The following is a 26,308-nucleotide window of genomic DNA, read 5'->3' as shown; positions in this document are numbered from 1 at the left end:
CAAATCCGTAGCGATGAAGATGAGCCTTGCCCTCCGCCAAACGCATTTTTCGCACGCGCCAATTCGGGCACATAAAACTGATCGACCCACATTCCCTGTTCCGAGCATTTTGGCGTTCGCCATTCCCTGTTCGCTCGAAATAATTCCCTGTTCAGAATCTTAGGGAATTTTCGTCCAACTCACTGATTTTGCGTCTGTCTCACGGACGGTTCTTCACCGGAAAGGCCAATTTTTTCAAATTTCGCTGTTATTTTCCCTGATAGCAGGGAATTGCCGCGGAGACGCGTTCGCAGCTGACTGCGTGCACAGCCAACTGGAAAATCAATCACTTAAAGAATTACGGCTGCTAACAAAACCTTGGCGTCGCCTATCCGGCGTCTATGCATTTACATGGATTGGCGGGGTTGAGGACAGCAGGACGTCTGGCTCGTCGTGACCGGAGTTGCGCCAGAAATCCGACCGTCAGAGTCTCCCCGAAATGCCCGGAAGCTCCGCTGACTGATTCCTGCCAACTTTATAGCCTGCAAATCGTACTCTGAGGTGAAATGAATCGAGAGGGCGGCCCAACAGGGGGATCAAACATGCTTCCAGCGCGCCGATTCGCTGCATCATTGCCTGTCGCAGGCGCTCTTTTCGCCTTTCTTTTCCCATTGCCGGAATCCCAGGCCCAGGAGTCGTCCGGCTCCTGCGAAGAAACGGCCGAGTTCTCGGTCTTGGCCTCGCCGGCGGCGCCCTGGACAGGCGCGCCTTTGCGCGTCCTCGTCGCCGCGGAAAAGCCGCTCCAAGGCGAGCTTTCGCTGATTGCGCCCGACGGAAGGGTCGCGGCCAAATCGCGCGGACAGCGGGGTGGACCGCCTTATGTCTGGTTCGCCGAGGTCGCCTCGCCAGCGGCGGGCGCGTGGCGCGCCACGCTCGATACCACTTCGTCCAGCTGCAGCACGAAGGAAATCGCCGTGAGCGCGCGAAAGCAATCTGCGTCGCACGGGACGGAAGGCAGCGTCTGGCGGGTGCACAACACCTGGAACCGCGCGACTGAGAATTTGTATTCGGCGTGGGTCGCCAAGCTTTTTGACGCGCCGCTCGAAGCGGAGCAGTCATGGAAAACGTGGCACGAGGTGCTGCGCAATCCCTCGCGGAATGTCCTGTTCAATCATCTCGGAACGAACGAGGACAGCCTCACCCTGTCGCTCAAGCCCGACTGCGCCGATTTCGTCTACTTCTTGCGCGCTTATTTCGCCTTCAAGATGGGGCTGCCCTTCGCCTATTCGAATTGCTCGCGCGGGGCCGGCGGCGCGCCGCCGCGCTGCAATGAGCGCTTCGACATTCTGCACCCCGAGGTGACGCGACCCGCGCCGCCGCCCGAACAAGCAACGGCGTCCGCCGCCGCTGCGCCGGCCGCGACCCCCGCAGCGGCACCGACGAATATCTTGCAGCAACTGTTCTCACAGCCGCAGCAGGTCCAGCCCGGAGCGCCGGCTCCCGCGAAACCGCCTGCGCCGAAGCGGCCGGCGGGCGTTGCCGGATATTTACGGGCTGTCGGCGACGTCGTTCATTCCGGTTCGGTGCGCGCACCGGCAAATAGCGACAAGTCCGACTTTTATACCATCCCGCTGACGCAGGAGACGCTGCGTCCCGGAACTGCCTACGCCGATCCGTATGGGCACGTCATGATGCTCGTGCAACGCGTCCCGCAGACGGCGGACTCAGCGGGCGTCTTTCTTGCGGTCGACGCCGAGCCGGATGGCACCGTCACCCGGAAGCGATTCTGGCGCGGTAATTTCCTATTCGCGAACGAACCTACGCTCGGCAGTCCCGGCTTCAAGCGCTTCCGGCCGATCGTGCGGGAGAATGGTGGGTTGCGGGAGCTCACCAATTCCGAAATCGCCAAGAACCCGGAGTATGGCGATTTCTCCCTGGAGCAATCACAACTCAGCGCCGAAGATTTTTACGATCGCATGGACGAGGTGATGTCGCCTGAGCCGCTCGATCCGACGCGCGCGATGATGGCGGCTATCGCCGCTCTAGAAGAGCAGGTGAAGACACGCGCGACGGCGGTCGAAAACGGGCGAAAGTTCCAGAACGGCGGGCGCGGCGAGGCATCAATGCCGGACGGTCCGGCGATCTTCGCGACCTCGGGCGCATGGGAGGACTTTTCGACGCCGGCGCGCGATCTCCGCCTGCTGATCGCGATCGATGTTGTGCGCGGATTTCCAGATCGTGTCGCTCGGCGCAGCGATCGCTACGCCATGCCGTTTGGCAGAGGTCCGGCAGGCGTTCAGGCTCAACTGCAAAGCGCGCTCTCGAGCGAACTTGCGGCCCGCACCTTTTCCTATACGCGCAGCGACGGCTCCGCCTGGACGCTATCGCTCAAAGATGTGATGGACCGCGCGGCGGATCTAGAGATGGGCTACAACCCCAACGACTGCGTCGAACTTCGGTGGGGCGCGCCGGACGGGAGCGCCGAGGCGGCGACATGCACCCGGCGCGCGCCGGCTGGGCAGCGCGCGAAGATGACGGACTATCGCAACTGGTTCCGCGAACGCCGCTGGCCGCACGCTTAGATCATGGCGCATTTGGGCGGGACCGCCCAAATGCGGATCGCGTGATCGAACTCGAAAGTTGCGAGCAGGTCGGCGCGAAAAGGCAACGTTGCGCGCGGCCCCTCAAGAAGCCGCGCGCGATCCCTCAATATGACGCGACGACGGGGGGCGGAGGCGGCGGAGGGAGCAGCATGCCGACGACGGTCGACGCGACGGTGAAAGGCAGGGCGACGATCGCGCCCACAGGAGCGAACGGGTTCGGCGCCACGACGACTTGCGGGGGCGGGGGAGGAGGAGCTTCCGCGAGATCGGCGGCAAAAGCCGAGGATGCGAGGGTCGCAACAGCAGCTCCAAGCGCAAGAGCGATTATTTTCCGGGACACGTTTGCCTCCTTAGTCGCGCCCCAAGGCAGGCTGCAGCCTTGCTAACGTTTAGCTTGCGTAATCGTTCCGTTTGACCGAGCGCCGCGCAGCGGCGGAGCTTCGAGCTTTGTTTTCGGCTGGCGTCCCTATTTAGGGATAAGGCGCCGGACGGTGCTTGCGCTTGGGGTTGGCGTTGCGTCCGTCCTGGCGGGGTTCGGAAAGGTCGGCGACATGGATTACGACGCGCTTTTGGCGGCTCTCCTGGCCGGCGCCATCACGCTCCTGGCGTTTCTTTTTTGGCCGGGACTGGCGGATCAGCTGCCGGACCTGGCGCGCATGGCGATCATCTATCTTGTGGTGCTGCTGGCCGGCTCCTGGATTTTCGGGACCTTGCGCCGCAGGCGCCGAAAGTGAACGATCCGGAGCGGGCGGGTTCTTCTCTGAACCGGGACAAAGCCGCCCTTTTTTACTTGACGTTTTCTCTTTGCCCTTGACAGGGCGCTGCTAACCCTCTTTTAACGGTCCGCCATTTAGATCGCGCTCTTTCCCAGGCGAACCGGTTCATGCGCTTCCTCAAAATACTCCCTGGTCTCGCCGCGCCGCTTGTCGGAGTGACGGTCGCGCTTGCGCTGTGCGTCATCGTCTTTGGCTTGTCGTTGACCGGGATTGATCCAAGCCTCGATTAATTTGCGCCGGCGCTTGCCGCCGTCAGAAGCGTAGCAATCTCGAATCCGTCAGCAAGACATCATCGCTCAGACGCCAAAAACCGGTAGCCGACGCCCGGCTCGGTCACAATGATTTTGGGCGTCGCGGCGTTTTCCTCGATCTTTGCCCTAAGCTGGCCGATGAAGACGCGCAGATATTGACTGTCGTTCTGATGCGCTGGACCCCACACGGCTTTCAATATTTCCCGGTGCGTCAGGGGCCGACCCGCATGTCGCGCGAGAAAGGCCAAAAGATCGAATTCCTTGGGCGTCAGTTTCGCCGGCGCGCCGTTTCTCGTCACGATGCGCTTTGGAACATTCACCATGAGTCCGTCGGCGACGACGCATTGGGAGTCCGAAGCCGCATTCTGTGAATGACGCAAGGCCGTGCGCATGCGCGCCAGCAACTCTCCCATAGCGAAAGGCTTCTCGACATAGTCGTCGGCGCCGAGGTCAAACGCCGCGATTTTTTCCGATTCACGGTCGCGCGCCGAGAGAACGATCACAGGCGTCCGCGCAAGGATTCGCAGCTTTCGCAGCACTTCCTTGCCATCCATGTCGGGAAGGCCAAGATCGAGGATGATGATGTCGGGGGAATGTTCGCGTACAGCCGCAAGCGCCTGGCGGCCTGTCGTCGCTTCGATGACCTCGTAGCCGCTCGCCGTCAGCGACGGCCGCAGCACGCGCTGTATCTGCGGTTCGTCGTCGACGACGAGGACGCGCGCGCCGTTCATGCCGCTACGCCCCGCTTGGATTCGCCCGCGGCCGGAAAACGCATGATGATTCTCGTCCCTCGACGTCGGGCGGCAGGGCTTTGCGCGACGATGGTTCCACCCATGGCCCTGACCAGTCCGCGGCAGATCGAGAGGCCGAGCCCAGTTCCTGCCTTGCGGCCGTCAACGCGCCCGCTGCGATAAAATTTCTCGAAAATGCGCTCGAGGTCGGCTGCTTTCACGCCGGGCCCCTCGTCAGTCACAGTGATGACGACGTCGCCTCCTTCGCGCCGGGCGTGAATGATCGCGCCGGCAGGTCCGCCATATTTATGCGCATTGTCGATCAGATTGAAGAGAACCTGTTCGAGGAGATTGGCGTCGCCGCGAATAGGCGGCAGCTCGGGCGCGATGCTGATCGAAGTATCCTTGCCCGGAAAAGTTCTCTTGGCTCTTTCGAGGACGCTGCGGATCACCTCGGTAACATCGACGAGATCGCTGCGCGGCGACAGCGCGCCCGACTCGATGCGCGACATGTCGAGCATATTGGCGATGAAGCGCGATAGGCGCCCGGCCTCTTCTTCAATCGACAGCAGAAGGTCTTTGCGATCCTCTGGCGGAAGCTTCTCGCCAAGTTCGCGCAGGCTTGTCACCGCGCCGGTGATCGAGGTCAGCGGCGTGCGCAGATCATGCGACAGGGCGGAGAGCAGAATCGTCCGCAATTTTTCATTTTCTTCAAGCGCCGCCGCCTTGACCGATTCGCCGACGAGCATCGAGCGGTCGATGGCGATCGCCGTCTGTTCAATCAGCGACGAAATCGTGCTTTCCGCAGCGGCGGAAAGCGGCTCGTCGGGCGTCTTGGGCTCGATCCCGCAAACGGCGACGACCCCTCTCGCCGTCGCCAGCGGTCGGAATTGGAAGCGCACATTGGGCAGCGTATCGGTCCGCCATCCGGCAGGCTCGGATTTTTCCAGCGCCCAACGGGCGGCGGCGAGTTCGCCGGCGTCCATCTGATCGACCGGGGGCCAGGCCGCCGACACTTTCAAACCGCCCTCGTCAGGGATCAGCATCATGACGCAGGACGCTTCGCCCGCCTTCTGAATTTGCAGAGCGGACGCCCAGAGAATGTCGTCGAGCATGGTTATCGTGGAGAGCTTGCGAGAGAATTCGAAAAGCGACTGCACGGCTTGAGAGCGCTGGCGCATGTTTTGCGCATAATTGCGCATTTTGCTCGCGAGCATTCCAGTGATGATAGCGACGACCAGCGCGACGAGGAGCGAAAGAAATTCCTGTGGCTGCGAGATCGTCAGTTCGTAGCGCGGATCGAAAAAGAAGAAGTCGCAGGCCACAAAGGACAGGAGCGCCGCAGTGATCGCGGACCACATCCCCAGCCAAACGGCGCAAAGCACGACGGGAAGCAGGAAGATGACCGACGGATTGACGAGGCCGAGCCAGCGCTCGAGGCCATATCCGACCAGGACCGTCATCGTGACGGAGATCGTGGCGCCGCCGAAGCCGAGTGATGTCTGTGACAAGGTCGGCAATTTCCGAGCCAGTCTGTTTTGCGGCGGGCCGCCCTCCTGCACAACGACGTGAACGGCGATATCGGTCGACCGGCGAAGAACTTCGTCGGTCAGCGAGCGCCGTATCAGTCGAGAAAAAGGCCGCGCGCGCGAGCGGCCCAGGACGATCTGCGTGATATTTTCGCGTCGCGCGAAACGCAGCACTTCGCCAGCGAGATCGTCTCCTGGCGTCCGGGCGATTTCCGCCCCGAGCCGTTCCGCAAGCCTTAACGCCTGGTCGACGTTTCTCACGACCTCGGCAGATTCTTCTTCCTGGCCGGCGCGCTCGACGTAAAGCGCGATCCAAGTGGCGTTGAGGGCCGTGGCGAGGCGTGCGCCGGCGCGAACCACGGCTTCGGAGTTTGCATCGCGGCCGACGCAGACGAGCAAGCGTTCGGCAGTCGCCCAGGGCCCTTCGATCGCTCCCTGACGAAGGAAGTCGACCATTTGGTCGTCGACGCGCTCCGCCGTTCGACGCAGCGCTAGTTCCCGCAGCGCCGTGAGATTGCGCGGCGTGAAGAAATTCTGGAGCGCGCGTTTCGCGGTCTCGGGAACGTAGACCTTGCCTTCCTTCAGCCTCTGGAGCAGCTCATCGGGCGTGATGTCGACAAGAATGACGTCTGAAGCGGTCTGCAGGACGCGATCCGGCACGGTCTCGCGCACGGCGACGCCGGTAACGCGTGAGACGACGTCGGCGAGGCTTTCAAGATGCTGGACATTGAGCGTCGTCCAGACGTCGATGCCGACATCGAGCAACTCCTCGACATCCTGCCAGCGTTTGGGATGACGGCTGTCAGGCGCGTTGGTGTGCGCGAATTCGTCGACGAGGATGAGCTGAGGCTTTCGCGCCAGCGCGGTGTCTATGTCGAATTCCTCGATGGTGCGACCGCGATATTCACATTTGCGGCGGGGCAGGGTTTCGAGACCGGCGAGGAGCGCTTGGGTTTCTAGGCGACCGTGAGTCTCGGCCACCCCTACGACAATATCGACGCCCTCAGCCTTTGCGGTTTGCGCGCGCGCCAGCATCGCATATGTCTTGCCGACGCCTGGCGCGGCGCCAAGGAAAATGCATAGCTTCCCTCTGCCCTCCTTGTCGCTCAAGGCAAGGAGGGCGTCGGGATCAGGTCGGCGGTCGAAGTCTCCGTCGTCGCGTGCCAAAGACGTCTACTTTCTGGGGCCTCGGCGTCATTTTAAGCGATCAATGGCCATGTTGAGCAAGAGCACATTTACCCGCGGCTCGCCGATCGCGCCAAGAACACGTCCTTCGATATTCGCTTCGACAAGCGCGCGCACCTGGGACTCGCTGAGATTACGGGCCCTGGCGACGGCGCCCGCCTGCGCCAGCGCGAACTGCGGCGAAATATGCGGATCGAGGCCGGAGCCGGACGTCGTTACGGCGTCAGCGGCGACGACATCAATGCGGCCGGCGGCGAATTCCGCCTCGATCGCGCCGTTTACGCGATCGACGAGCTTTTTCGAGGTCGGTCCGAGATTGGAGCCCATCGAGTTTGAAGCATTGTAAGGCGCGTCGATTGTCTTGGAAGAGTCAGCTGGATCCGGGCCGGTCGTCGCCGAGGGGCGGCCATGAAAATAGCGATCGGAGGCAAAGTTCTGCCCGATCAGCGTCGAGCCGATGACTGTTCCATCGCGTTCGATTAGGCTTCCATTCGCCTGCGTCGGCAGGGCGAGTTGCGCAACTCCGGTGATCGCGAGCGGGTAGACGACTCCGGTGAGCCCCGTGAAAAGAACGATCATGACGATCGCCGGACGAATTTGGGAGAGCATCTGAGAGCTCCTTATGCGAGATGAATGGCCGAGACGGCGAGATCGATGAGCTTGATGCCGATGAAGGGCGCGATCAGGCCGCCGAGCCCATAGATCAGCAGATTTCTCCGCAACAGCGCGGCGGCGCCCACAGGCCGGTATGGGACGCCCTTCAGCGCCAGCGGTATGAGCCCGATAATGATCAGCGCGTTGAAGATCACCGCCGAGAGGATCGCCGACTGCGGCGAGGCGAGCTTCATAATGTTGATCGCCTCCAGTTCGGGATAGGCGACGACAAACAGCGCCGGAATGATCGCGAAATATTTGGCAACGTCGTTGGCGATCGAGAAGGTCGTCAGGGAGCCGCGCGTCATCAGCAGCTGCTTGCCGATCGCGACGATCTCGATGAGCTTTGTCGGATCGCTGTCGAGGTCGACCATATTGCCGGCTTCGCGCGCTGCCTGCGTGCCGGTCTGCATGGCGACGCCAACGTCCGCTTGAGCGAGCGCCGGCGCATCATTGGTGCCGTCGCCGCACATGGCGATGAGGCGCCCGCCCTGCTGCTCCTTACGGATATAGGCGAGTTTGTCCTCGGGCTTGGCTTGCGCGATGAAATCATCGACTCCCGCTTCTCCGGCGATCGCCGCGGCGGTGATCGCATTGTCGCCAGTGACCATCACCGTCTTGATGCCCATGGCGCGCAACGCCGCGAAACGCGACTTGATGTCGGGCTTGATGATGTCCTTGAGGTGAATGACGCCCAGCAGCCTGCCGTTTTCCGACACCGCCAAAGGCGTGCCCCCGGCGCGCGAGATGCGCTCCACGGCGCGTTCGAAATCGACAGGAATGGATTTGACTTGCCCGGCGACGGCGTCGACGGCGCCCTTGCGCAGCGTGCGTCCGGGAAGATCGACCCCTGAGATGCGCGTATGGGCGGAAAAAGGAATGATTTGCGCCTCTGGGCCGAGGTCGGGCGTTGAAAAGCCAAGCGCGCTTTTCGCCAGAGCGACGATAGAGCGCCCCTCCGGCGTTTCATCCGCGAGCGACGCAAGCAGTGCGGCTTCGACGAAGGCGCGCTCCGATACGCCTTCCACTGGAACCAACTCGTCCGCCATGCGATTGCCGAAGGTGATGGTGCCGGTCTTGTCGAGAAGCAGCGTGTCGACGTCGCCCGCCGCCTCCACCGCGCGGCCCGAGGTGGCGATGACATTGAAGCGGATCAGCCGATCCATGCCGGCGATGCCGATCGCCGACAGGAGACCGCCGATGGTCGTCGGGATCAAACAGACAAGCAGCGCGATCAACACGGTGATCGAAAGCGCCGCGCCGGAATAGGCGGCAAGCGGCCAAAGCGTCACACAGACGATGAGAAAAATGATGGTCAGTCCCGACAGGAGGATCGACAGCGCCAGTTCGTTGGGCGTTTTCTGCCGCTGGGCGCCCTCGACGAGCGCGATCATGCGATCAATGAAGGTCGAACCAGGCGCGGCGGTGATCTTGACCTTGATCCAGTCGGAGAGCACCGTCGTGCCTCCGGTAACGGCCGAGCGGTCGCCGCCCGCCTCGCGAATAACCGGCGCGGACTCGCCTGTGATCGCTGACTCATTGACCGAGGCGACGCCTTCGATCACTTCGCCGTCGCCAGGGATGAACTCGCCCGCTTCGACCAGCACCACGTCGCCGACCCTTAGATCGAGCGCCGACACGCCCTCATAAACATCCTTCATCCCGCTTTTGTTTTGCGGATCAATCAATCGGTTGGCGTGTGAATCGCTGCGTGTCTTGCGCAAAGCGTCCGCCTGCGCCTTGCCACGTCCTTCGGCGACCGCCTCGGCGAAATTGGCGAAGAGGACGGTGAACCAGAGCCAGGCGGCGATCTGGCCGGAGAAAGAGGCGGCGCCGTTCTGCGCGAGGAGATCGCGCACAAAGAACGCCGTCACGACGGCCGACACGATTTCCGTGACGAAGATCACCGGATTGCGCGCGAGGCGTCGCGGATCGAGCTTCTTGAAGGCGTCGACCGCAGCGCGCTTGGTGATCCGGGCGTCGAACAGACCGGGAGCGGCGACCTTATGCGACATGGACATGCTCCTTAGAAGGTCTTTCCGGCGAGCAGCGCGAAATGCTCGACGATCGGGCCAAGCGCCAGCGCCGGAAAATATTGCAGCAGATAGAGGACGATGATGACGCCGAGCAGCAGGCCGATGAAGAGCGGTCCATGCGTCGGGAAGGTACCGACCGAGGGCGCGCCCTTCTTTTTCGCCGCGAATGAACCTGCGATCGCCAGTACGGGTATGACGAAGGCGAAGCGCCCCAGCAGCATCGCGACGCCGAGCGTCGTGTTGTACCAAAGCGTATTGCCCGTCAGCCCTGCGAAAGCCGACCCGTTGTTGTCCGTCGCCGAAGCGAACGCGTAAAGGATTTCGGAGAGCCCGTGAGGGCCCGCGTTGTTCAGACTGGCGAGGCCGGTCTGGAGCATTACCGAAACGCCCGTGAAGACGAGAACTGTGAGCGGATAGATCAGCACCGCCAGCATCGCGAGTTTCATCTCGCGCACCTCGATCTTTTTGCCGAGATATTCCGGCGTGCGGCCGACCATAAGACCTGCCACGAAAACGGCGATAATCGCCAGCACCAGGAATCCATAGAGACCGGCGCCGACGCCGCCCGGCGCGATGCTGCCCATCAACATATTGAACAAGGGCACGAGACCGCCGAGCGGCATGAAGGAGTCGTGCATGGAATTTACGGCGCCGCAGCTCGTGCCGGTCGTCGACGCGGCGAACAGCGCGCTCATCGCGGAGCCGAAGCGGACCTCCTTGCCTTCCATATTGCCGGGCGACGGGTCGACGCCGATCTCGGTCAGCAAGGGATTTCCGCTTGCCTCGGCCCAGTAAGCGATCAGAACGCCCGTGACGAGCACGATCATCATGGTGATGGCGACCGCCCGACCTTGTCGATAATCCGACACCGCACGTCCGAAGGCGAAGGCCGTCGCGAAGGGGACGACAAGCAGAGCCCAGATTTCCAGCATGTTGGAAAGGGCATTCGGGCTCTCGAAGGGATGCGCTGAATTGGCGTTGAAGAAGCCGCCGCCATTGGTGCCGAGTTCCTTGATCGCCTCTTGACTGGCGACGGGGCCGATGGCGAGCGTCTGCTTCGCGCCCTCGAGCGTCGTCGCTTCGATCGAACCTTGGAGGGTCTGCGGCACGCCGAGAGCGACGAGCGCGAGGGCGACGACGATCGAGAGCGGCAGGAGGACGTAAAGCGTCGAGCGCGTGAGATCGACCCAGAAATTGCCGATCGTCGGCGACTCGGCGCGCGAAAATCCGCGCACCAAGGCAAAGGCCATCGCAAGTCCGGTCGCGGCGGATACGAAATTGTGCACGGTGAGGCCGAGCATCTGGGTCAAGTGACTCATCGTCGACTCGCCGCCGTAGTTCTGCCAATTAGTGTTGGTGATGAAGCTCATCGACGTGTTGAAGGCGAGATCGGCGGGAACGCCGCCAAAGCCCTGCGGATTGAGCGGCAGATAGGCCTGAAGCCGCTGCAGAGCGTAGAGCGAACCAAATCCAACGACGCTGAAGGCGAGCATCGCCATTGTGTAGGCAAGCCAATTTTGATCGCGCGTTGGATCGACGCCCGCGAGCCTGTAGAAGGCGCGTTCGATCGGCGACAGCGCCGGCGTCAGCAGGCTTCGCTCGCCCGCTAAAACGCGGGCTATGTAACCGCCGAGCGGAACAGCCGCGACGATAACGGCAATCAGGACGATGGCGATTTGCGCCAGCCCAATGGAAGTCATGGCGAACGCCCGGCTTGCGCCGAGCCTCCCTTTAGAATTTTTCGGGATGGAGCAGCGTGTAGGCGAGATACGCGCCGAGCAAAACGGCGACGATCAGTCCAATGACAGGTTCGGACATGCGATTCTCCTAAAGGCGACCGCAAGCGCGGGCGTACGCGCCGACGATCGCGAAAAGCAAAAGGCCGAAGCCAACGCATAGAACATCGAGCATGTTTCCTCTCCGCGGTTACGGTCGCCGTGAGCCGTGGCGCGCGCGCCGCGCCCGCATCTCGTGAACGAGGCTATTGGCGATTAGGAAGACCAAGGCACCAACGCCGAGGCCAATGAGAGAAAGAGGCATGAGCGCATCTCACTTTGATGTCGCGTGCGCGCCCTGGCGTCGGCTGACGAGGATCGCGCGAACGGGAATGTGGTCGCGAGTGATGTAAGGGCGCCATTAGGAATTTCGCCTCATCAGCGACTCTTAAAAATGCAGCGAAAACTCCACGAACTTCCGTGCTTCTCCGTTTCATTGTAGAACAGCCACGCTCTTGGATAAGCGCTTGGCCGAGCGCTCTTGCAAGGCAATTTTCATGGCGGGCTCCAACGCCAGGAATTCCTCTGTCCGGGTCTGCAGTAAGAAAATGCCGAGTGCAGCAAGCGATTCCGAGAACGAAGAGACGGCCAAGACCGTCCAAAGAGAAGGCGACGCGGCGAATGCGCGGAGCGGCGACTTCAGCCGCCGTTCGGTGATGATCGGGGGAGCGCTCGTCGGCGGATCGGCCTATGCTGAACGGCTGCCCGGCGTCGCGACGGCCGCTGCGCGCGAACAAGGTCGAACGATCGACGCAATCGCGCTTCGCAACAAGATCAAAGGCGAAATTGCGACGCCTGACGACGCCGATTTCAATCGGCTGGCGTTCGACGGGCTATGGAATCAACTGCACGCGAGCGATCGATTGCCGCAGATCATCGTAAGGGTTCAAGACGAGCAAGATGTTTGCGAAGCGGTTCGATTCGCACGCCGCAACGGATTGAAGGTCGTCGTGCGCGGCGGCGGTCACAATTGGTGCTGCCCGTCGCTGCGGCGCGGTGGACTGCTGATCGACCTCGGAAGTCTCGACAAGATCATTTCCATCGACGCAGGGTCGCGTCGCGCGACGCTGCAACCCATCATCAGCAACCGGGAACTGCAGAGGCGATTGAATGCGGTCGGCCTGTCCTACCCGAGCGGTCACTGTCCGCAGGTGAAGCTGAGCGGCTATCTCTTGAGCGGCGGCATGGCTTGGAATCAGGGCGTTTGGGGACCCGGCGTCGCCGGCGTCGAAGCCGTCGACGTGGTGACGGCCGAAGGCGATCTGATCACGGCGAGCAAAAATCAGAACGCCGATTATTTCTGGGCCGCGCGCGGCGCAGGCTATGGCTTCTTCGGCGTCGCCGTGCGCTACCATCTGAAGCTCTATCCATTGCCGAAGCATATCGCCGCCAGCTCCTATTTCTACAGCCTCGACAAGGTCGGAGGCGTCGCCGACTGGCTCGCAAACATCGCCGGCAAGTTGCCGGCGAATGTCGAACTCAGCCTGTTTCTCCTCACCGCGCCGTCGGAACTCGCCGATCGATGCAAGGCGCAATCCGGCAAAGTGTCGTTGATGACGGCGACCGTGTTCGCCGATTCGCAAGAGGAGGCCAGAAACGCGACAAGTCTTCTGGAGCAATGCCCGATCATCGGGGAATGCCTGTCGAAGACGGTGAACGAGCATGTCGATTTTGATCGTCTCTTTGACATGTCCGGCGCGATGTGGCCGGAGAACCGCCGCAATCAGGTCGAGGCGATGTTCTCGAATTCAAATCCGAAGGGGCTGTTCGAGGCGCTCAAGGCGCATTTCATGAATGCGCCTTCGCCCGAGTCGCTCGTGCTCTATGCATTCTCCACCGGACAGAACGCGACCGCGCCGGCTGACGCGGCTTTTGCGATGAGAGCGCCTTTGTATGGCGGGCTTTGGACGATTTGGAGGAACGCCCGCGACGACGACACGAACCTGAACTGGCACAAAAAATATCTGGAAATTTTGAAGCCCTTTGCCGCCAATTACTACATCGGCGAGACTGACTCAGTCTCCTATCCCGATCATGTGAGACGCGCCTTCGCGACTCGCGCAGACTTTCAGCGCATCGAAGAGCTGCGCAAGAAGCACGATCCGACCGGCGTGTTCTACAATTATTTCGACGGGCTGCGGTAAGGCGACCTCGCCGCTCTCGTCAGAGCACGATCATGGTCGGCGCCTCAAATCAGCGCGATCGCCGAGACCAATCGACCGTAATCCGGCTCGCGACGATGAACGCTGCGGCGGTAGCTGAAGCAGCGCGCTTCATCCGCATAGGTGTCGACGCCGAGGTCCTCGAATGACGCGACGTCGAGCGCCTCGACTCGCCACGCAATGAAGCCCGGCAGATCGAAGGCCGCATGGCCGTCGCGCGCCGTTGGCGTAAAGAAGCGCGCGAAGGACTTATCCGCGTCGCGAAACCGCGCGACGAATTCCGGACCGACTTCATAGCTCGTCGCGCCGATCGCCGGACCGAGCGCGACATGGATATCGGCGCGGCGCGCGCCATGCGTTTCCATTTCCACAACGGTCGCTTCGATCACGCCGCCGAGCGCGCCTTTCCAGCCGGCGTGACAGGCGCCGACGACGCCCGCTTTGACGTCGGCGAAGAGCAGCATGCCGCAGTCGGCGCCGGTGACGCCGAGCGCGAGCGAGACCTCCGTCGTGACGATGCCGTCGCATCGCGGCCGCGCATCGGCGCGCCATGGCTGGCGCACGGCGCGCGCGTCTGCGGAATGGATCTGAAACGGCACCAGCAGGCGCTCGGCTTGGACGCCAAGACGCGCCGCCATACGGGCGCGATTTTCGGCGACCGACTGCGGCGCGTCGCGCGAGCCGACGCCGCCGTTGAGCGACGCGTAGACGCCGTCGGAGACGCCGCCCTCGCGGGTGAAAAAGGCGTGGCGCAGGCCGGGCAGGTGGAGGTTTCGCGCGGTAAGCGCAAGCGTTTCGAGCGTCATTGCGCCAATGTTACACGAAAAATCCCGGCAGGTCGGGCATATCCGGATGGGTCACCGCCATCACTTTGAACAGTCGGCCCATCTGATGACGCGCGTCGTCAACGCCGGTTAGACGTTCGAAGGCGTCGAAAATCGCTTGCGCCTGCTCGGGCGTCGCTTTTTTCGACAGAGTCTCGGCGCGGCGTTCGATGCCGAGTTGCAAGAGAAAATCCGCTTGCAGCACGGGGCCCATCACTTTGGCGCCGCGCGCGCGCGCGGCGCGCGCCAGTGCGGCGAAATCGACGTGAGCGGTCAGGTCCGTTTCTCCCGGCGCCGCCAGCGGATCGACATAGGCGTGGCGCGACACCGCCTGCAGACTGTCGCCAAGCGTGGTCTGCTCATAGCCGTAGTCGATGAGCAAGAGCGCGCCGCCTTCAGTGACGAGCCGCGTCGCGATGTCGCCCATGAGATTTTGAGCGACGGCGCTGACTTCAATGATCGATCCTTCTCGCGCCGGAACGTTGAGCGTCGTCTCGATCTGCTCGGACACTCGAAAGGCCAGGCCGCCTTCGGCGTCGAGCCCGACGAGCTGTTCGCGCCAGCCGCCGGGGCTCTTCACGTAATGCCTGACCGGAAGCGCGTCGAAAAACTCATTGGCGATGATGAAGGCAGGCCCGGGGGGCATCTCGGCAAAATCCAGGTGCCATTGCGCGGACTTTGCGGCTCGGGCCAGGGTCTGGCGTTGCGCTTCGCGCAGAACCGGACTGGTTTCGACGAGATGCACGGTGACGGCGGAAAAAAAATTGGGCGCGATCGGCGTGACGCGCAGCACGTCGGACATCAGCGTGCCGCGGCCAGGTCCAAGCTCCACAAGCCGCGCCTGAGACGGGCCGCCCGCCGCGCGCCAGGCTTCGGTGATCCAGACGCCGAGCAATTCGCCGAACATCTGGCTGATTTCCGGCGCGGTGATGAAATCCCCGGCCGCGCCAAAAGGATCGCGCGTCATGTAATAGCCATAACGCGGATGGGTCAGGCTGAGCGACATGTAGCGCTCGAGCGTAATGGGACCGTCGTGAGCGATCATCTCGACGATCTCTCTCTTCAAGGCGCTCATGCGGTCGCGCTCCTCGGCCGCAGCGCGAACATGATCGCGGCGGCGCCAAATAAAACAAGCGGCGCAGAGAGCAGCATGCCCATGGTCAAACCATTGGGCAGCGCTTCCTGCACCGGATCCGGTTCGCGAAAGAATTCGCAGAAAATGCGCGCGAGCCCGTAGCCGACGCCGAAAATTCCGGTGACGAGGCCGGGCTGTTTGAGCGCGCCGCGGCGTGCTGCAAACCATAAGAGAAGGCCGAGCGCGACGCCTTCGAGTCCCGCCTCATAAAGCTGGCTGGGATGGCGCGCAACGTCGCCCGCGCCGGGAAAGACCATCGCCCAGGGAACGTCGGTCTCACGGCCCCACATCTCCGGCTTGATGAAATTGGCGAGGCGGCCGAAGAAAATGCCGATCGGCGCAACCGCCGCGCAAATGTCGCTGACGGTCAGCAGCGGCAGACCGCTGCGGCGGGCATAGAGAAACATGCCGATCATCGCGCCGATAAGGCCGCCGTGAAACGCCATGCCGCCCTTCCATGTCTGAAAAATTTCCAGCGGATGCGCGAAATAGAAGGCCGGATCGTAGATCAGCACGTGGCCAAGGCGCCCGCCGACAATCACGCCGAAGGCGACAAGAACGAGAAGATCGTCGAGCGACTCGCGGCTTGGCCGCGGCTGGTCGCGCCTCCAGAGCGAATCGTTGGCGACCAGCGCGCGCAGGCCGAGCCAGCCGAAGAGGAAGCCGCCGATATAGGCGAGCGCATACCAGCGCAGCGGCAAGGGCCCGATGTTGACGGCGACAGGATCGATCACTGGAAAGGGAAGCACAAAAATCGGCATTCATTGAGGTCCGGCCGGGCGGGCGTTTGGAACGGCGCGCCCCGCCTGTCTTTTACCCGCCGACCTTGCGGATGTCATGTCCGCCCAAAAAGTGAAAGCGCCGCGCGCCGCGCATGTCAGCAGCGGACCCCTCATCCTTCGAGGCGCGGCTTCGATCTCGGGCCTGCCCGAAACGCGAGTTTTGCGACGCCGACTGTAATCACGCCGCCATCTTCTGCGGCATGAACCGCCCGTAGAAGGTTTCGCCCTTCGCCGCCATGTCGCGCAGCAATTGCGGAGGTTCGAAACGCGGGCCGTATGTCGCGGAGAGCTTGTCGCAGAGCGCGACAAAGGCTTTCGCCCCCATGCCGTCGATATAGGAGAGGACGCCACCGGTGAAAGGCGCGAAGCCGAAGCCGAGAATTGAGCCGACATCGGCCTCACGCGGATCGGTGACGACGCCCTCCGCCATGGCGCGCGCCGCCTCGACAGCCTGGGTGACGAGAAAGCGCTGCTTCATTTCGGCGACGTCGAGCGTATCGGGATCGAGTTGCCTCTGGGCCAGCGCCGAGAGGCCGGGCCACAGGCTTTTCGTTCCATTGGCGTGGTAGTCGTAAAAGCCCTTGCCGTTCTTGCGGCCGAAGCGGCCGTTTTCTTCAACCATGAAGCACAACACGCGCTCCTGCGCGGGATCGACCGAGCCTTCACCGAGGTCCTTCTTGGTCGCCTGAAGGATTCTCCACCCGAGATCGAGCGCGACTTCGTCATTGAGCGACAGCGGTCCGACCGGCATGCCGGCCATGCGGGCGACATTTTCGATCATCGCCGGCGGCACGCCGTCGACCAGCATGATCTGCCCTTCGCGAACAAAATTGAGCACGCAGCGATTGGCGAAGAATCCGCGCGAGTCGTTGACGACGATCGGCGTCTTCTTGATGATGCGGACGAAGTCGAGCGCCGTCGACAGCGCGCGATCGCTGGTTTTTTTGCCGAGAATCACTTCGACGAGCAGCATCTTCTCGACGGGCGAGAAAAAATGGATGCCGATGAAGTTCTCGGGCTTCTGCGTGGTTTCCGCGAGCGATGTGATCGGCAGCGTCGATGTGTTCGAGGCGAAGATCACGTCGGCGCCAGTGACCTCCTGCGCCCGCTTGGTTACGTCCGCCTTGACGGCGCGGTCTTCGAACACGGCTTCCAGCACGAGATCGCAGCCCTTGAGCGCGGCGTAATCAGCGGTCGCGACGACGCGCGCCATCAGCGAATCCTTGTCGGCGGCGGTCGCGCGGCCCTTGCTGACGGAACTTGAAATAAGCTTGTCGATCGTCGCCACGCCCTTGTCGGCGCTCTCCTGATCGCGATCGACAAGAACGACGTCGAGGCCGTTCAGCGCGCTGATGTAGCCGACGCCCGCGCCCATGAAGCCAGCGCCGATAATGCCGATCTTCTTGAGATTGGTCGGGCCGACGTCCTTTGGCCGATGCGCGCCCTTGTCCAATTCGTTCTTTGAGAGAAACAGCGAGCGGATCATCGCCGCCGCCTCCTTCGAGCGCAGGATATGAGCGAACCAGCGCGACTCGACGGTCAGCGCCTGGTCCATCGGCAATTGCAGCCCTTCATAGACGGCGTGCAGTATGGCCTTTGCGGCGGGATAGTTATCGTAGGTCTCGCGACGATAGATGGCGTTGGCGGCAGGCCAGATCATCATGCCGGTCGGCGAGAACACCCTGCCGGAAGGATTCTTGAACTCCTTGGCGTCCCACGGCGCCTGCGCCTTGCCCCCGTTAACGATAAAGGCGCGAGCGCGATCGACGATCTCGGCCTTCGGCGCGATTTCATGTACGAGCTTGGCGCCGAGCGCGGCTCTCGGCTTGACCTGATCGCCCCTGAACAGAAATTGCAGCGCGTCGCCGGTCTGCATGATGCGCGACACGCGCTGTGTGCCGCCTGCGCCCGGAAAGAGTCCGACCTTGATTTCCGGCAGGCCGACTTTGGTCTTCTCGTCGTCGGACATGACGCGATAGTGGCAGGCGAGCGCAAGTTCGAAGGCGCCGCCAAGACAGACGCCGTGAATGGCGACGGCGAAAGGTTTCCCGCAGGTCTCGAGCTTTCGATAAAGCAGCGACAGCCGGCGCGAGAAGTCGAAGAACTGCTTGTTCGCCGCGTCTTCGCCCTGCTCCTTCAGCGCCTTGGCGTATTGCGCCGCGCCATGCTGCAGCATGGAAAGATCGGCGCCGCCGGAAAAGGCGCTCTTGCCCGAGGCGATCACGCAGCCTTTGACGTCGGGCGCGGCGACGACCGTATCGATGATCTGCTCCAGCTCGTCCATCACTTGCGGCGTGATGACGTTCATCGAGCGCTCGGGCATGTCCCAGGTCGCAAGCGCGACGCCGTCGGCGCCGGTCTCGAAGCGGAAATTGACGAGATTCATTGTTTCGCTCCCGAAGAACTCTGGCCATCTCTTTCGAACCTCGTCCTTCGAGACGCCCGCTGCGCGGGCTCCTCAGGATGAGGTTCAAAACTTTCCTCACCCTGAGGAGCGAGCGAAGCTCGCGTCTCGAAGGGCGAAGAAACGTTGAACCGTCACACCAGCTCGACGATCGTCGCCGTGCCCATGCCGGCGCCGATGCAGAGCGTCACCAGCGCGGTGCTCTTTCCCGTGCGCTCCAATTCATCGATCGCGATTCCCATCAGCATGGCGCCGGTCGCGCCGAGCGGATGGCCCATGGCGATCGCCCCGCCATTGACGTTGATCTTGGCGGGATCGAGATCGAATGCCTGCATATAGCGCAGCACCACGGCGGCGAAGGCCTCGTTGACTTCAAAAAGATCGATGTCGGCGATCGACATGCCGGCGCGTTCGAGCACTTTCTTCGTCACGTCGACAGGGCCGGTCAGCATCAGCGCCGGCTCGGAGCCGATATTGGCGTAGGCGCGGATTTTCACGCGGGGCTTCAGCCCATGTTTCTCGCCCGCTTCCTTCGAGCCGACGAGCACCGCCGCCGCGCCGTCGACAATGCCCGACGAATTGCCGGCATGGTGCACGTAATTCAATTTCTCGATTTCGGGATGCGCCTGAATCGCCACGGCGTCGAAGCCGCCTTGCTCCGCATAAAAGGCGAAGGACGGCTTCAATGCCGCGAGCGCCTGCATATCGGTCGCGGGCCGCATATGTTCATCGCGGTCGAGCAGCGTGATCCCGTTCACGTCCTTCACCGGCACGATCGAATGTTTGAAGCGGCCTTCTTCCCAGGCCTTCCCCGCGCGCTGTTGCGACTGCACAGCGTAGGCGTCGACGTCGTCGCGCGAGAAGCCGTATTTCGTCGCGATGAGATCGGCGGAGACGCCCTGCGGCATGAAGTAGGAAGGAATGGCAATCGTCGGATCGACGGGCCAGGCGCCGCCGGACGCGCCGATGCCGACCCGGCTCATGCTTTCGACGCCGCCGCCGATCGCAAGATCGTGCTGGCCGGACATGATCTCGCCGGCGGCGAAATTCACCGAGTCCAAGCCGGAGGCGCAGAAGCGATTGATCTGCACGCCGGGGACTTTGTAGGAATAGCCCGATGAAATCGCCGCGGCGCGAGCGATGTCGCCGCCCGCTTCCCCGACCGGATCGACGCAGCCGAGGATCACGTCGTCGATCTCGGGCCCCTCCAGCCTGTTGCGCTCCCGGATCGCCTGGAGGGCCGTGACGGCGAGGCCAAGCGAAGAGACCTCATGCAGGGAGCCGTCCGGCTTGCCGCGACCGCGCGGGGTGCGAACGGCGTCGTAGATAAAAGCGTCGGCCATGAAGAGTTCCTCTTCTCTAATCTTTCCAGCGCGTCCCTCTCCCGCTTGCGGGAGAGGGCGGCCCGGCGTAGCCGGGTCGGGTGAGGGCCCTCATCCGTCACGCCTCCGGCGCGACACCTTCTCCCGCGAGCGGGAGAAGGAGGGCGCCCATCAAAACATCTCCTCGGGCAGCGACATCATCGTGTCGGCGCCGGTCGAAATGCGGGTCAGGCGCAGGCGCGTTTCGGGCAGCATGCGCTCCATGTAGAAGCGCGCCGTGAGAAGCTTGGCGTCCATGCGCGCCGCCTCATGCGGCTCTCTCGATTTTCTTGCCATCGCCGCCTGGGCGATTTTCACCCAGATCACGCCAAGCGCGACGCGGCCGAAGAGATGCATATAGTCATAGGAAGCGGCGCCGGCGTTGTCGGGCTTGGCCATGGCGTTCTGCATGAGCCACATCGTCGCCTTCTGCAAATCGTCGAGCGCCGCTCGCACCGGCGTGGCGTAGAACTTCATCGCGTCGTCGGACGCGAGCGGATTCAAGAACTCCGTCGTGTCCTTGAAATAGGCCATGATCGCCCGGCCGCCGTCGCGCGGCAGCTTGCGTCCGACGAGGTCGAGCGCCTGAATGCCGTTGGCGCCCTCATAGATCATGCTGATGCGCGAATCGCGCACGAACTGCTCCATGCCCCATTCGCGAATATAGCCGTGGCCGCCAAAGACCTGCTGGGCTTTCACGGTGTTCTCGAATCCCAAGTCGGTGAGCACGCCCTTGAGCACGGGCGTCAGCAGGCCAAGCCGGTCCTCCGCCGCCTGCCGTGAGGCGGCGTCATCCGAACGATGCACGATGTCGCTGTCGAGCGCGGCGGAAAGCGCAAAGCCGCGCGCCGCCTCGTTGAACGCCTTCATCTCGAACAGCATCCGCCGCACGTCCGGATGCACGATGATCGGGTCGGCAGGCTTGCCGGGATCTTTCGGACCGGAGAGCGCGCGGCCCTGCAGACGCTCCTTGGCGTATTGCGCCGCGTTCTGATAGGCGACCTCGGAGAGCGCGAGGCCTTGCATGGCGACGCCGAGCCGCGCCTCGTTCATCATCACGAACATGGCGTTCAGTCCGCGATTGGCCTCGCCGACGAGAAAGCCCTGCGCGCCGTCGTAATTCATCACGCAGGTCGAGTTGCCATGGATGCCCATCTTCTCTTCGATGGAGCCGCAGGAGACGCCGTTACGCGGGCCAAGTGCGCCGTCGCCGTTGGCGAGAAACTTCGGCACGACGAAGAGCGATATGCCCTTGACGCCAGCTGGCGCGCCTTCGATGCGCGCGAGCACCAGATGCACGATGTTCTCGGTCAGATCATGCTCGCCGGCGGAGATGAAGATTTTCTGTCCGGTGATCGAATAGGAGCCGTCCGCGCGCGGCGTCGCCTTGGTCGTCAGCAGTCCGAGATCGGTGCCGCATTGCGGCTCGGTCAGATTCATCGTGCCTGACCAGCGGCCCTCGGCCATCTTCGGCACATAGAGCTTTTTTTGCTCGTCATTGCCATGGCGCAGCAGAGCGGCGAGCGCGCCTTGGGTCAGACCCGGATACATGGCGAAGGACATATTCGCGGAGGAGGCGAATTCATTCATCGCCATCGAGAGCGTGTAGGGCAGGCCCTGGCCGCCATATTCCTCGGGCACCGCGAGGCTGATCCAGCCTCCTTGAGCGAAAGCGTCATGCGCTTCCTTGAAACCCGGCGGGGTGGAGACCGAGGCGTCGTCGTGACGCACGCAACCCTTTGCGTCTCCGGACTGATTGAGCGGCGCAAGCGCCTCCTCGCAAAGCTTTCCCGCCTCGAAGAGGATTTGCGACAATACGTCCGGGGTAACGTCCGCGAAGCCTGGCAGATTGCCGAAACGCTGAAAATTCAAGACGTCGTTTAACAGGAAGAGGGTGTCGTCAACAGGCGCCTTGTAGCTCGGCATCAACGCCTCCTTGCAGGCCGGCGCTTGCGGACTAAGCCGCCGCGCCGCGATTCGCTCGGGCTGCGTCATAGGTAGAGAGGCGCCGCCTTGCGCGCAAGCGAGCCGCTTTGCGACGATCGCGAACACGACGCCGTGTTTAGAGCCGTTTCTTAACGGCTTCTTTACTTCAATCGACAGAAAGTCATCCCGTCGGCCCGCCCGCGCCGACAGTATCGCGCGATTCGCGTGTCCGCGTCGGTTCCACAGCGCTTTTCGTCCCAATTTCCACGAGTCGGTCCCGCCGGACAGTCACATGAGCAAGGCGCATTTCCCCAACGAGGGTCGTCCCGACTCCAAGCCGCGCGAAGGTAAGCGCGAACCCGCTCCTCAGCATGAAGGCCCGGGCGAACAGAACGGCGATGACGACCCGATCTGGCGATCGATAGCGGCGCTTTCCAAGAGCCGCATTGAAGGCCAGTTCGGCGAGCAACCTTCCGCGAACGCTCGGCCGATCCGCAACGCGCTGGCGGAACTTGAATCGCGGCTTGCGCGGCTGTCGGGCGAAGATCGCGGCGCAGGTTTCGAGAAGCCGTTGGGCGGCCTCGAACGGCATCTTGCCGACATTGTGCGACGCTTAGACGAAGATGTCGCAGGGCGACGCGAGGCGAAGGCGGGGTCGTTGACGGGCGATTTCGCGCCCGGCGGCTTCGAGCGTGAGTCTGGGTCGCGCTTCGAGGATTTGCAGCGCTCGATCGGCGCGGTCACGCGAAGTTTGGACAGTTTTCGCGAGCACGCCGCCGAGCGCGGCGACCAGCAGCTCGTGATGATGCGGCAGATCGAAAACATTCGACGCGAAATCCGCGATATGACGCAAACGCTCGAAGAGCTTGCGCCGCGCGCGTCGGTCCTCGCCATCGGAACGGCGATCGACGATCTCCGCCAGTGCATCGAGTCGCAACGCGAGCGGGGCGTGCCCGAGGAGACGCTTGCGCCCGCCGAAGCGATCATCGCCGAACTGCGCCCTCTGATCGAAGATCTGGATCCAACACCGATCGTGCGCAATCTGCGCGCCGATGTCGAAACGATCGGCATCAGGCTGGAGAAACTGCAGACGGGGAACGCCGAGAATGCTTCGGCGGTGCGCGACGTCGCGCGCGAAACTCATGACATCAAGGAACAGTTGATCGCGCTCATGGCGCGGCCGCTGCCGCTTGAGAAGATCGAAACGCGCATCATTGACGTCACGCAACGAGTCGACGCTTTAACGCTGTCGCGCGACGCATCCGGGTCGGATTTCGGCGGAGCGCTGAAGGCGATCCGCTCGATCGTCAGCGCGGAAACGGCAAAGGGGTTCGGGAGCTTCAACAGCCGGCTCGATCGCCTTGCACAAAAGCTGGACGCCGTTGTCGAACAGTCGGCGGCGGCGCGGTTCGACGAACTCGGCGAACGGATCGATGAACTCGGCGAGACGCTGACGCGGCGCATCGATCGCGGCGCGGCGAATATGGCGCCGCTCGAAGGGCTTCTCGCATCGCTCGCGAAAAAGATCGATTCCGCGTTGGACGGCGGTGGTCGCGACTCGGCGTTCGAGGAGATTGGTCGCAGGTTCGACCTTCTCGAGTCCCGCCTTGCGGAAAGCGCGCCAACGGAATTGCTCGCGCGCATTGAAGCAATGATCGCCGAACCAAACCGCGCGCAGGATTTAGCCAACCTCGCGAAACGTATCGATCAGCTTAGCCAAGCGATCGCAGCGCGGAAGGAAACCGCCGTGGGCGCCGGCGACTTCGCACATGTCGCCGCGTTTGAGGATTTGCTGCGCGGTCTCGACAGGAAAATCGATGCGGCGTTCGCTTCCGACGCGCGGAATCTCGATCTGCAGGCGATCGAGCGTCAGCTCGCGCAGCTGTCTTTCAAGATGGACCGCTTCGACGATCCATGCTTCGCGCCAAGGATTGGCGGGCAAAATGCCGCGCTGGACGAAATCGCCGAACGGCTGGACCGGATGCAGGCCGGATTTGCGCAACGGATCGACGACGACGCCCGCGCCGAGAAGCGAGAGAGTGAGTTGGCGGCTCTCATCGAGTCGCTCGCCGACCGGATGACTCAGTCGGCGGGTGCCGTTGTTGGCGCCGAAGCGCTGAAGGCGCTCGAAACTCAGATCGGAGCCTTGGCGCGGCGGCTGGAACAGATCGATGCGGGCGCAAATGGTCAGCGCACGAATGAGGCGTTGTCGGCGGTCCATCAAACTCTCGAACGCGTCGTCAGCCGTCTCGCCATGTTCGACGAGGAACTCGGCGACATTCGCGGCGTCGCGCCAAAAGTCGCGCCGCGCCCGGCCGAGGAGCCTGGGGACGACATTCGCGGCGAGGCTCTTGGCGAGCGCGACGGCCGAGGCGCCGGAGGCCAGGACCTCGCGCCGGTCGATCCGCTGGAATTCCTGCTTCCGGTCGAGCACAGCGCCGCCGAGCGGCGCGAGCCTCTGCTTGCGCCGCCTGGACTGGGATCGGATCAAGCCGGGCGCGGCGCTTCGGTGCAGTCGGCGTTCATCGCCGCCGCCCGCCGCGCCGCGCGGCCTCCGGCCGAGGCAGACGCCGAACCACCGGAAACGGCGCGCCCCGCCGAAGGGGCTGAGAATCAGCAACAGGCGCGAGGCGGGGCTGTGGTCAAGCTCAGCGCCGCCATTCAGGATCGCAAGCGGCCGCTGCTGTTGGGCCTTGCCGCGGTCATGCTGATAATCGGCGCCTACCACGTCGCGCGCATGGAGGGACAGGGCGGACTGACCTTCGCGCCGTCGACCAAGCAGCAAGAGGCGAAGGCGCCCGCCAAGGCGGTTCGGCCCGCGTCGTCGCCAGAAAAGACGCTTGTCTTGAACAGCGCCCCGCGGCCGACAATGGCCGGGCGCTCGGCCGCGCCGGAACCGGCTGGCGGCCTTGGGCGCGCCGACACAGCGCCATCGGCGTCGCCCGAACCGACGGTCGCTGCGCAGCGCAATATTGATCCGACTCCCACCGGAACGATCGAAACGGCGTCGCCGTCGCCAGGCGACGCTTTGGCGGCGATCAAGCGCCGCGCCCTGGAGGGCGATCCGGGCGCCCAATATGACCTGGGCGCGCGCCTCGCCGAAGGCCGCGGCGCCCCGCGCGACGCCAAGGCGGCTGCGCATTGGTTCGAAATGGCCGCGGAGGCCGGGTTGGCGCCGGCGCAGTTTCGGCTCGGCTCCATGTACGAAAAGGGCGTGGGCGTCGACCGCGATTACGCGCGCGCCCGACAATTGTACGAGCGCGCCGCCGAAGCCGGCAATGCGCGCGCCATGCATAATTATGCCGTGCTGCTTGCCGAAGGCGGCGAAGGCAAGCCTGATTACGCCGCCGCGGCGGAGTGGTTCCGCCGCGCGGCCGAATATGGCGTCCGCGATAGCCAATTCAATCTCGCCATCCTCTATGCGCGCGGTCTCGGCGTCAGCCGCAACCTGCAGCAATCCTATGCCTGGTTTTGCGCCGCCGCGGAGCAGGGCGACGATGACGCGGCGAGAAAACGCGACGAAATCGGCGCGCGCCTCGATTCGAAGGAGCTCGCCGCAGCCAAGGCGCTCGCCGCAGCGTTCCGCGTCAAAACGCCGGCGCCCGAGGCGAATGACGCGCCGGCGCTCAGGCCGACCGGCGGCGAAGGCGCACGCGAGCTGACGCCTGCCAAGCCCACGACCAAACCGCCGTCCGGCAAGCCTCGGGTCTCCTAGCCGGAAAGCTTCGCTTCAGGGGCCATTAACGGTTCGTCTACGGGATCGCGCCTATTCTCCGAAGCGAGCGAGCCTGCCGGCGCCGCGCGCGCGGATTTTAGGCTCGTCCGTAATGGGAGAGTGTGATGCGCAGAACTATCGCGACGGTTTCAGCGGCCCTGGCTCTTGGCGCCGCAGCGCTGGCGCCGGCTGCGCCGGCGCGCGCCGATTCCGCCGGCCCCGCCATCGCGGCGGGCATTGGCGGCTTTGCGCTTGGGGCGATCGCCGGCGGGGCGCTCGGGAATTCCGCGCCGCCCGTGGTCTACGCGCCGGGGCCCGTCTATGTCGCGCCGCCGCCCGCCTGCTGGGTCGAGCGCCGTCCGGTGTTCGACGAATTTGGCGTGGTGGTCGGCTCTCAGCCGCGGCGCATTTGCCAGTGACGTGGCGCCGCACAATTGATGCGGCTCATGAAAAAGCCGCCTCTTTCGGCTAGGTTTGGCG

The 26,308-nt window shown here is 63.3% G+C and carries 19 protein-coding genes; 6 read left to right on the top strand and 13 right to left on the bottom strand.

The window, feature by feature from the left end; genetic code table 11:
- Nucleotides 1-581 precede the first annotated feature (581 nt).
- On the top strand, nt 582-2,561 hold the full coding sequence (locus QZ964_RS10535; RefSeq protein ID WP_292531507.1) for a hypothetical protein: 1,980 nt from the start codon (nt 582-584) through the stop codon (nt 2,559-2,561).
- Nucleotides 2,562-2,685: 124 nt separating this feature from the next.
- On the opposite strand, the gene QZ964_RS10530 is transcribed toward QZ964_RS10535, so the two are convergent.
- The gene (locus tag QZ964_RS10530; RefSeq protein WP_292531506.1) at nt 2,686-2,922 is read right to left on the bottom strand and encodes a hypothetical protein; all 237 of its coding nucleotides are present in this window, start codon (nt 2,920-2,922) and stop codon (nt 2,686-2,688) included.
- A gap of 151 nt (nt 2,923-3,073) precedes the next feature.
- Between QZ964_RS10530 and QZ964_RS10525 the strand changes: the two genes are divergently transcribed.
- Nucleotides 3,074-3,316, top strand: a complete 243-nt coding sequence (locus tag QZ964_RS10525; RefSeq protein ID WP_292531504.1) for a hypothetical protein — start codon at nt 3,074-3,076, stop codon at nt 3,314-3,316.
- Between the two features lie 149 nt (nt 3,317-3,465).
- Nucleotides 3,466-3,588 carry a hypothetical protein gene (locus tag QZ964_RS10520; RefSeq protein ID WP_292531503.1) on the top strand — a complete coding sequence of 41 codons (123 nt, stop codon included), beginning with the start codon at nt 3,466-3,468 and terminating at the stop codon, nt 3,586-3,588.
- A 59-nt stretch (nt 3,589-3,647) separates the two neighbouring features.
- Here the strand turns inward: QZ964_RS10520 and QZ964_RS10515 are convergent, their stop codons facing one another.
- From QZ964_RS10515 to kdpF, 6 genes are read right to left on the bottom strand one after another with little or no spacing between them, the layout of a single operon-like run.
- Complete coding sequence (locus tag QZ964_RS10515) at nt 3,648-4,340, bottom strand: response regulator transcription factor (protein WP_292531502.1); 693 nt, start codon at nt 4,338-4,340, stop codon at nt 3,648-3,650.
- On the bottom strand, nt 4,337-7,036 hold the full coding sequence (locus QZ964_RS10510; RefSeq protein WP_292531501.1) for a sensor histidine kinase KdpD: 2,700 nt from the start codon (nt 7,034-7,036) through the stop codon (nt 4,337-4,339). The genes QZ964_RS10515 and QZ964_RS10510 overlap by 4 nt, the downstream gene beginning before the upstream one ends.
- Before the next feature lie 27 nt (nt 7,037-7,063).
- Nucleotides 7,064-7,663: a potassium-transporting ATPase subunit KdpC gene (kdpC, locus tag QZ964_RS10505; RefSeq protein ID WP_292531500.1), complete on the bottom strand. Its 600-nt coding sequence runs from the start codon at nt 7,661-7,663 to the stop codon at nt 7,064-7,066.
- Between the two features lie 11 nt (nt 7,664-7,674).
- Complete coding sequence (gene kdpB, locus QZ964_RS10500) at nt 7,675-9,723, bottom strand: potassium-transporting ATPase subunit KdpB (protein ID WP_292531498.1); 2,049 nt, start codon at nt 9,721-9,723, stop codon at nt 7,675-7,677.
- Between the two features lie 11 nt (nt 9,724-9,734).
- On the bottom strand, nt 9,735-11,444 hold the full coding sequence (kdpA, locus tag QZ964_RS10495) for a potassium-transporting ATPase subunit KdpA (protein WP_292531497.1): 1,710 nt from the start codon (nt 11,442-11,444) through the stop codon (nt 9,735-9,737).
- A 31-nt stretch (nt 11,445-11,475) separates the two neighbouring features.
- Complete coding sequence (gene kdpF, locus QZ964_RS21530) at nt 11,476-11,562, bottom strand: K(+)-transporting ATPase subunit F (protein ID WP_367119267.1); 87 nt, start codon at nt 11,560-11,562, stop codon at nt 11,476-11,478.
- Between the two features lie 505 nt (nt 11,563-12,067).
- Between kdpF and QZ964_RS10485 the strand changes: the two genes are divergently transcribed.
- Nucleotides 12,068-13,663, top strand: coding sequence for an FAD-binding oxidoreductase (locus tag QZ964_RS10485; protein ID WP_292531495.1), 1,596 nt, complete (start codon nt 12,068-12,070; stop codon nt 13,661-13,663).
- A gap of 44 nt (nt 13,664-13,707) precedes the next feature.
- On the opposite strand, the gene QZ964_RS10480 is transcribed toward QZ964_RS10485, so the two are convergent.
- The 6 genes from QZ964_RS10480 to QZ964_RS10455 form a co-directional block, all read right to left on the bottom strand.
- The gene (locus tag QZ964_RS10480; RefSeq protein WP_292531494.1) at nt 13,708-14,487 is read right to left on the bottom strand and encodes a polyphenol oxidase family protein; all 780 of its coding nucleotides are present in this window, start codon (nt 14,485-14,487) and stop codon (nt 13,708-13,710) included.
- Nucleotides 14,488-14,497: 10 nt separating this feature from the next.
- Nucleotides 14,498-15,580, bottom strand: coding sequence for an SAM-dependent methyltransferase (locus tag QZ964_RS10475; RefSeq protein ID WP_292531492.1), 1,083 nt, complete (start codon nt 15,578-15,580; stop codon nt 14,498-14,500).
- On the bottom strand, nt 15,577-16,401 hold the full coding sequence (gene lgt, locus QZ964_RS10470) for a prolipoprotein diacylglyceryl transferase (RefSeq protein WP_292531490.1): 825 nt from the start codon (nt 16,399-16,401) through the stop codon (nt 15,577-15,579). The genes QZ964_RS10475 and lgt overlap by 4 nt, the downstream gene beginning before the upstream one ends.
- A 199-nt stretch (nt 16,402-16,600) precedes the next feature.
- Complete coding sequence (locus tag QZ964_RS10465) at nt 16,601-18,808, bottom strand: 3-hydroxyacyl-CoA dehydrogenase NAD-binding domain-containing protein (RefSeq protein ID WP_292531489.1); 2,208 nt, start codon at nt 18,806-18,808, stop codon at nt 16,601-16,603.
- A 152-nt stretch (nt 18,809-18,960) separates the two neighbouring features.
- Nucleotides 18,961-20,169: an acetyl-CoA C-acetyltransferase gene (locus tag QZ964_RS10460; protein WP_292531487.1), complete on the bottom strand. Its 1,209-nt coding sequence runs from the start codon at nt 20,167-20,169 to the stop codon at nt 18,961-18,963.
- 150 nt (nt 20,170-20,319) lie between these two features.
- Nucleotides 20,320-22,113: an acyl-CoA dehydrogenase C-terminal domain-containing protein gene (locus tag QZ964_RS10455; protein ID WP_292531486.1), complete on the bottom strand. Its 1,794-nt coding sequence runs from the start codon at nt 22,111-22,113 to the stop codon at nt 20,320-20,322.
- 292 nt (nt 22,114-22,405) lie between these two features.
- Here QZ964_RS10455 and QZ964_RS10450 point away from each other — a divergent pair, with 292 nt between their 5' ends.
- Nucleotides 22,406-25,828, top strand: coding sequence for a peptidoglycan-binding protein (locus QZ964_RS10450; protein WP_292531485.1), 3,423 nt, complete (start codon nt 22,406-22,408; stop codon nt 25,826-25,828).
- 125 nt (nt 25,829-25,953) lie between these two features.
- A complete protein-coding gene (locus QZ964_RS10445) occupies nt 25,954-26,247 on the top strand; it encodes a hypothetical protein (RefSeq protein ID WP_292531484.1) in 294 nt (97 codons plus the stop codon).
- The last annotated feature ends 61 nt before the right edge of the window (nt 26,248-26,308 follow it).

It is taken from the genome of Methylocystis sp. (assembly GCF_021731785.1).
In the GTDB taxonomy this organism is placed as follows: Bacteria; Pseudomonadota; Alphaproteobacteria; order Rhizobiales; family Beijerinckiaceae; genus Methylocystis.
The sequence above is the reverse complement of the archived record's forward strand: the minus strand, read 5'-3'. Positions and strand labels throughout refer to the sequence as shown.

Bases quoted from the DNA above. Each gene is read 5' to 3' on its own strand.
- QZ964_RS10535 (WP_292531507.1), top strand. From the start codon at position 582: ATGCTTCCAGCGCGCCGATTCGCTGCATCATTGCCTGTCGCAGGCGCT.
- QZ964_RS10520 (WP_292531503.1), top strand. From the start codon at position 3,466: ATGCGCTTCCTCAAAATACTCCCTGGTCTCGCCGCGCCGCTTGTCGGA.
- QZ964_RS10515 (WP_292531502.1), bottom strand. From the start codon at position 4,340: ATGAACGGCGCGCGCGTCCTCGTCGTCGACGACGAACCGCAGATACAG.
- kdpC (WP_292531500.1), bottom strand. From the start codon at position 7,663: ATGCTCTCCCAAATTCGTCCGGCGATCGTCATGATCGTTCTTTTCACG.
- kdpB (WP_292531498.1), bottom strand. From the start codon at position 9,723: ATGTCGCATAAGGTCGCCGCTCCCGGTCTGTTCGACGCCCGGATCACC.
- kdpA (WP_292531497.1), bottom strand. From the start codon at position 11,444: ATGACTTCCATTGGGCTGGCGCAAATCGCCATCGTCCTGATTGCCGTT.
- kdpF (WP_367119267.1), bottom strand. From the start codon at position 11,562: ATGTCCGAACCTGTCATTGGACTGATCGTCGCCGTTTTGCTCGGCGCG.
- QZ964_RS10485 (WP_292531495.1), top strand. From the start codon at position 12,068: ATGCCGAGTGCAGCAAGCGATTCCGAGAACGAAGAGACGGCCAAGACC.
- QZ964_RS10480 (WP_292531494.1), bottom strand. From the start codon at position 14,487: ATGACGCTCGAAACGCTTGCGCTTACCGCGCGAAACCTCCACCTGCCC.
- QZ964_RS10475 (WP_292531492.1), bottom strand. From the start codon at position 15,580: ATGAGCGCCTTGAAGAGAGAGATCGTCGAGATGATCGCTCACGACGGT.
- lgt (WP_292531490.1), bottom strand. From the start codon at position 16,401: ATGCCGATTTTTGTGCTTCCCTTTCCAGTGATCGATCCTGTCGCCGTC.
- QZ964_RS10465 (WP_292531489.1), bottom strand. From the start codon at position 18,808: ATGAATCTCGTCAATTTCCGCTTCGAGACCGGCGCCGACGGCGTCGCG.
- QZ964_RS10460 (WP_292531487.1), bottom strand. From the start codon at position 20,169: ATGGCCGACGCTTTTATCTACGACGCCGTTCGCACCCCGCGCGGTCGC.
- QZ964_RS10455 (WP_292531486.1), bottom strand. From the start codon at position 22,113: ATGCCGAGCTACAAGGCGCCTGTTGACGACACCCTCTTCCTGTTAAAC.
- QZ964_RS10450 (WP_292531485.1), top strand. From the start codon at position 22,406: ATGAGCAAGGCGCATTTCCCCAACGAGGGTCGTCCCGACTCCAAGCCG.
- QZ964_RS10445 (WP_292531484.1), top strand. From the start codon at position 25,954: ATGCGCAGAACTATCGCGACGGTTTCAGCGGCCCTGGCTCTTGGCGCC.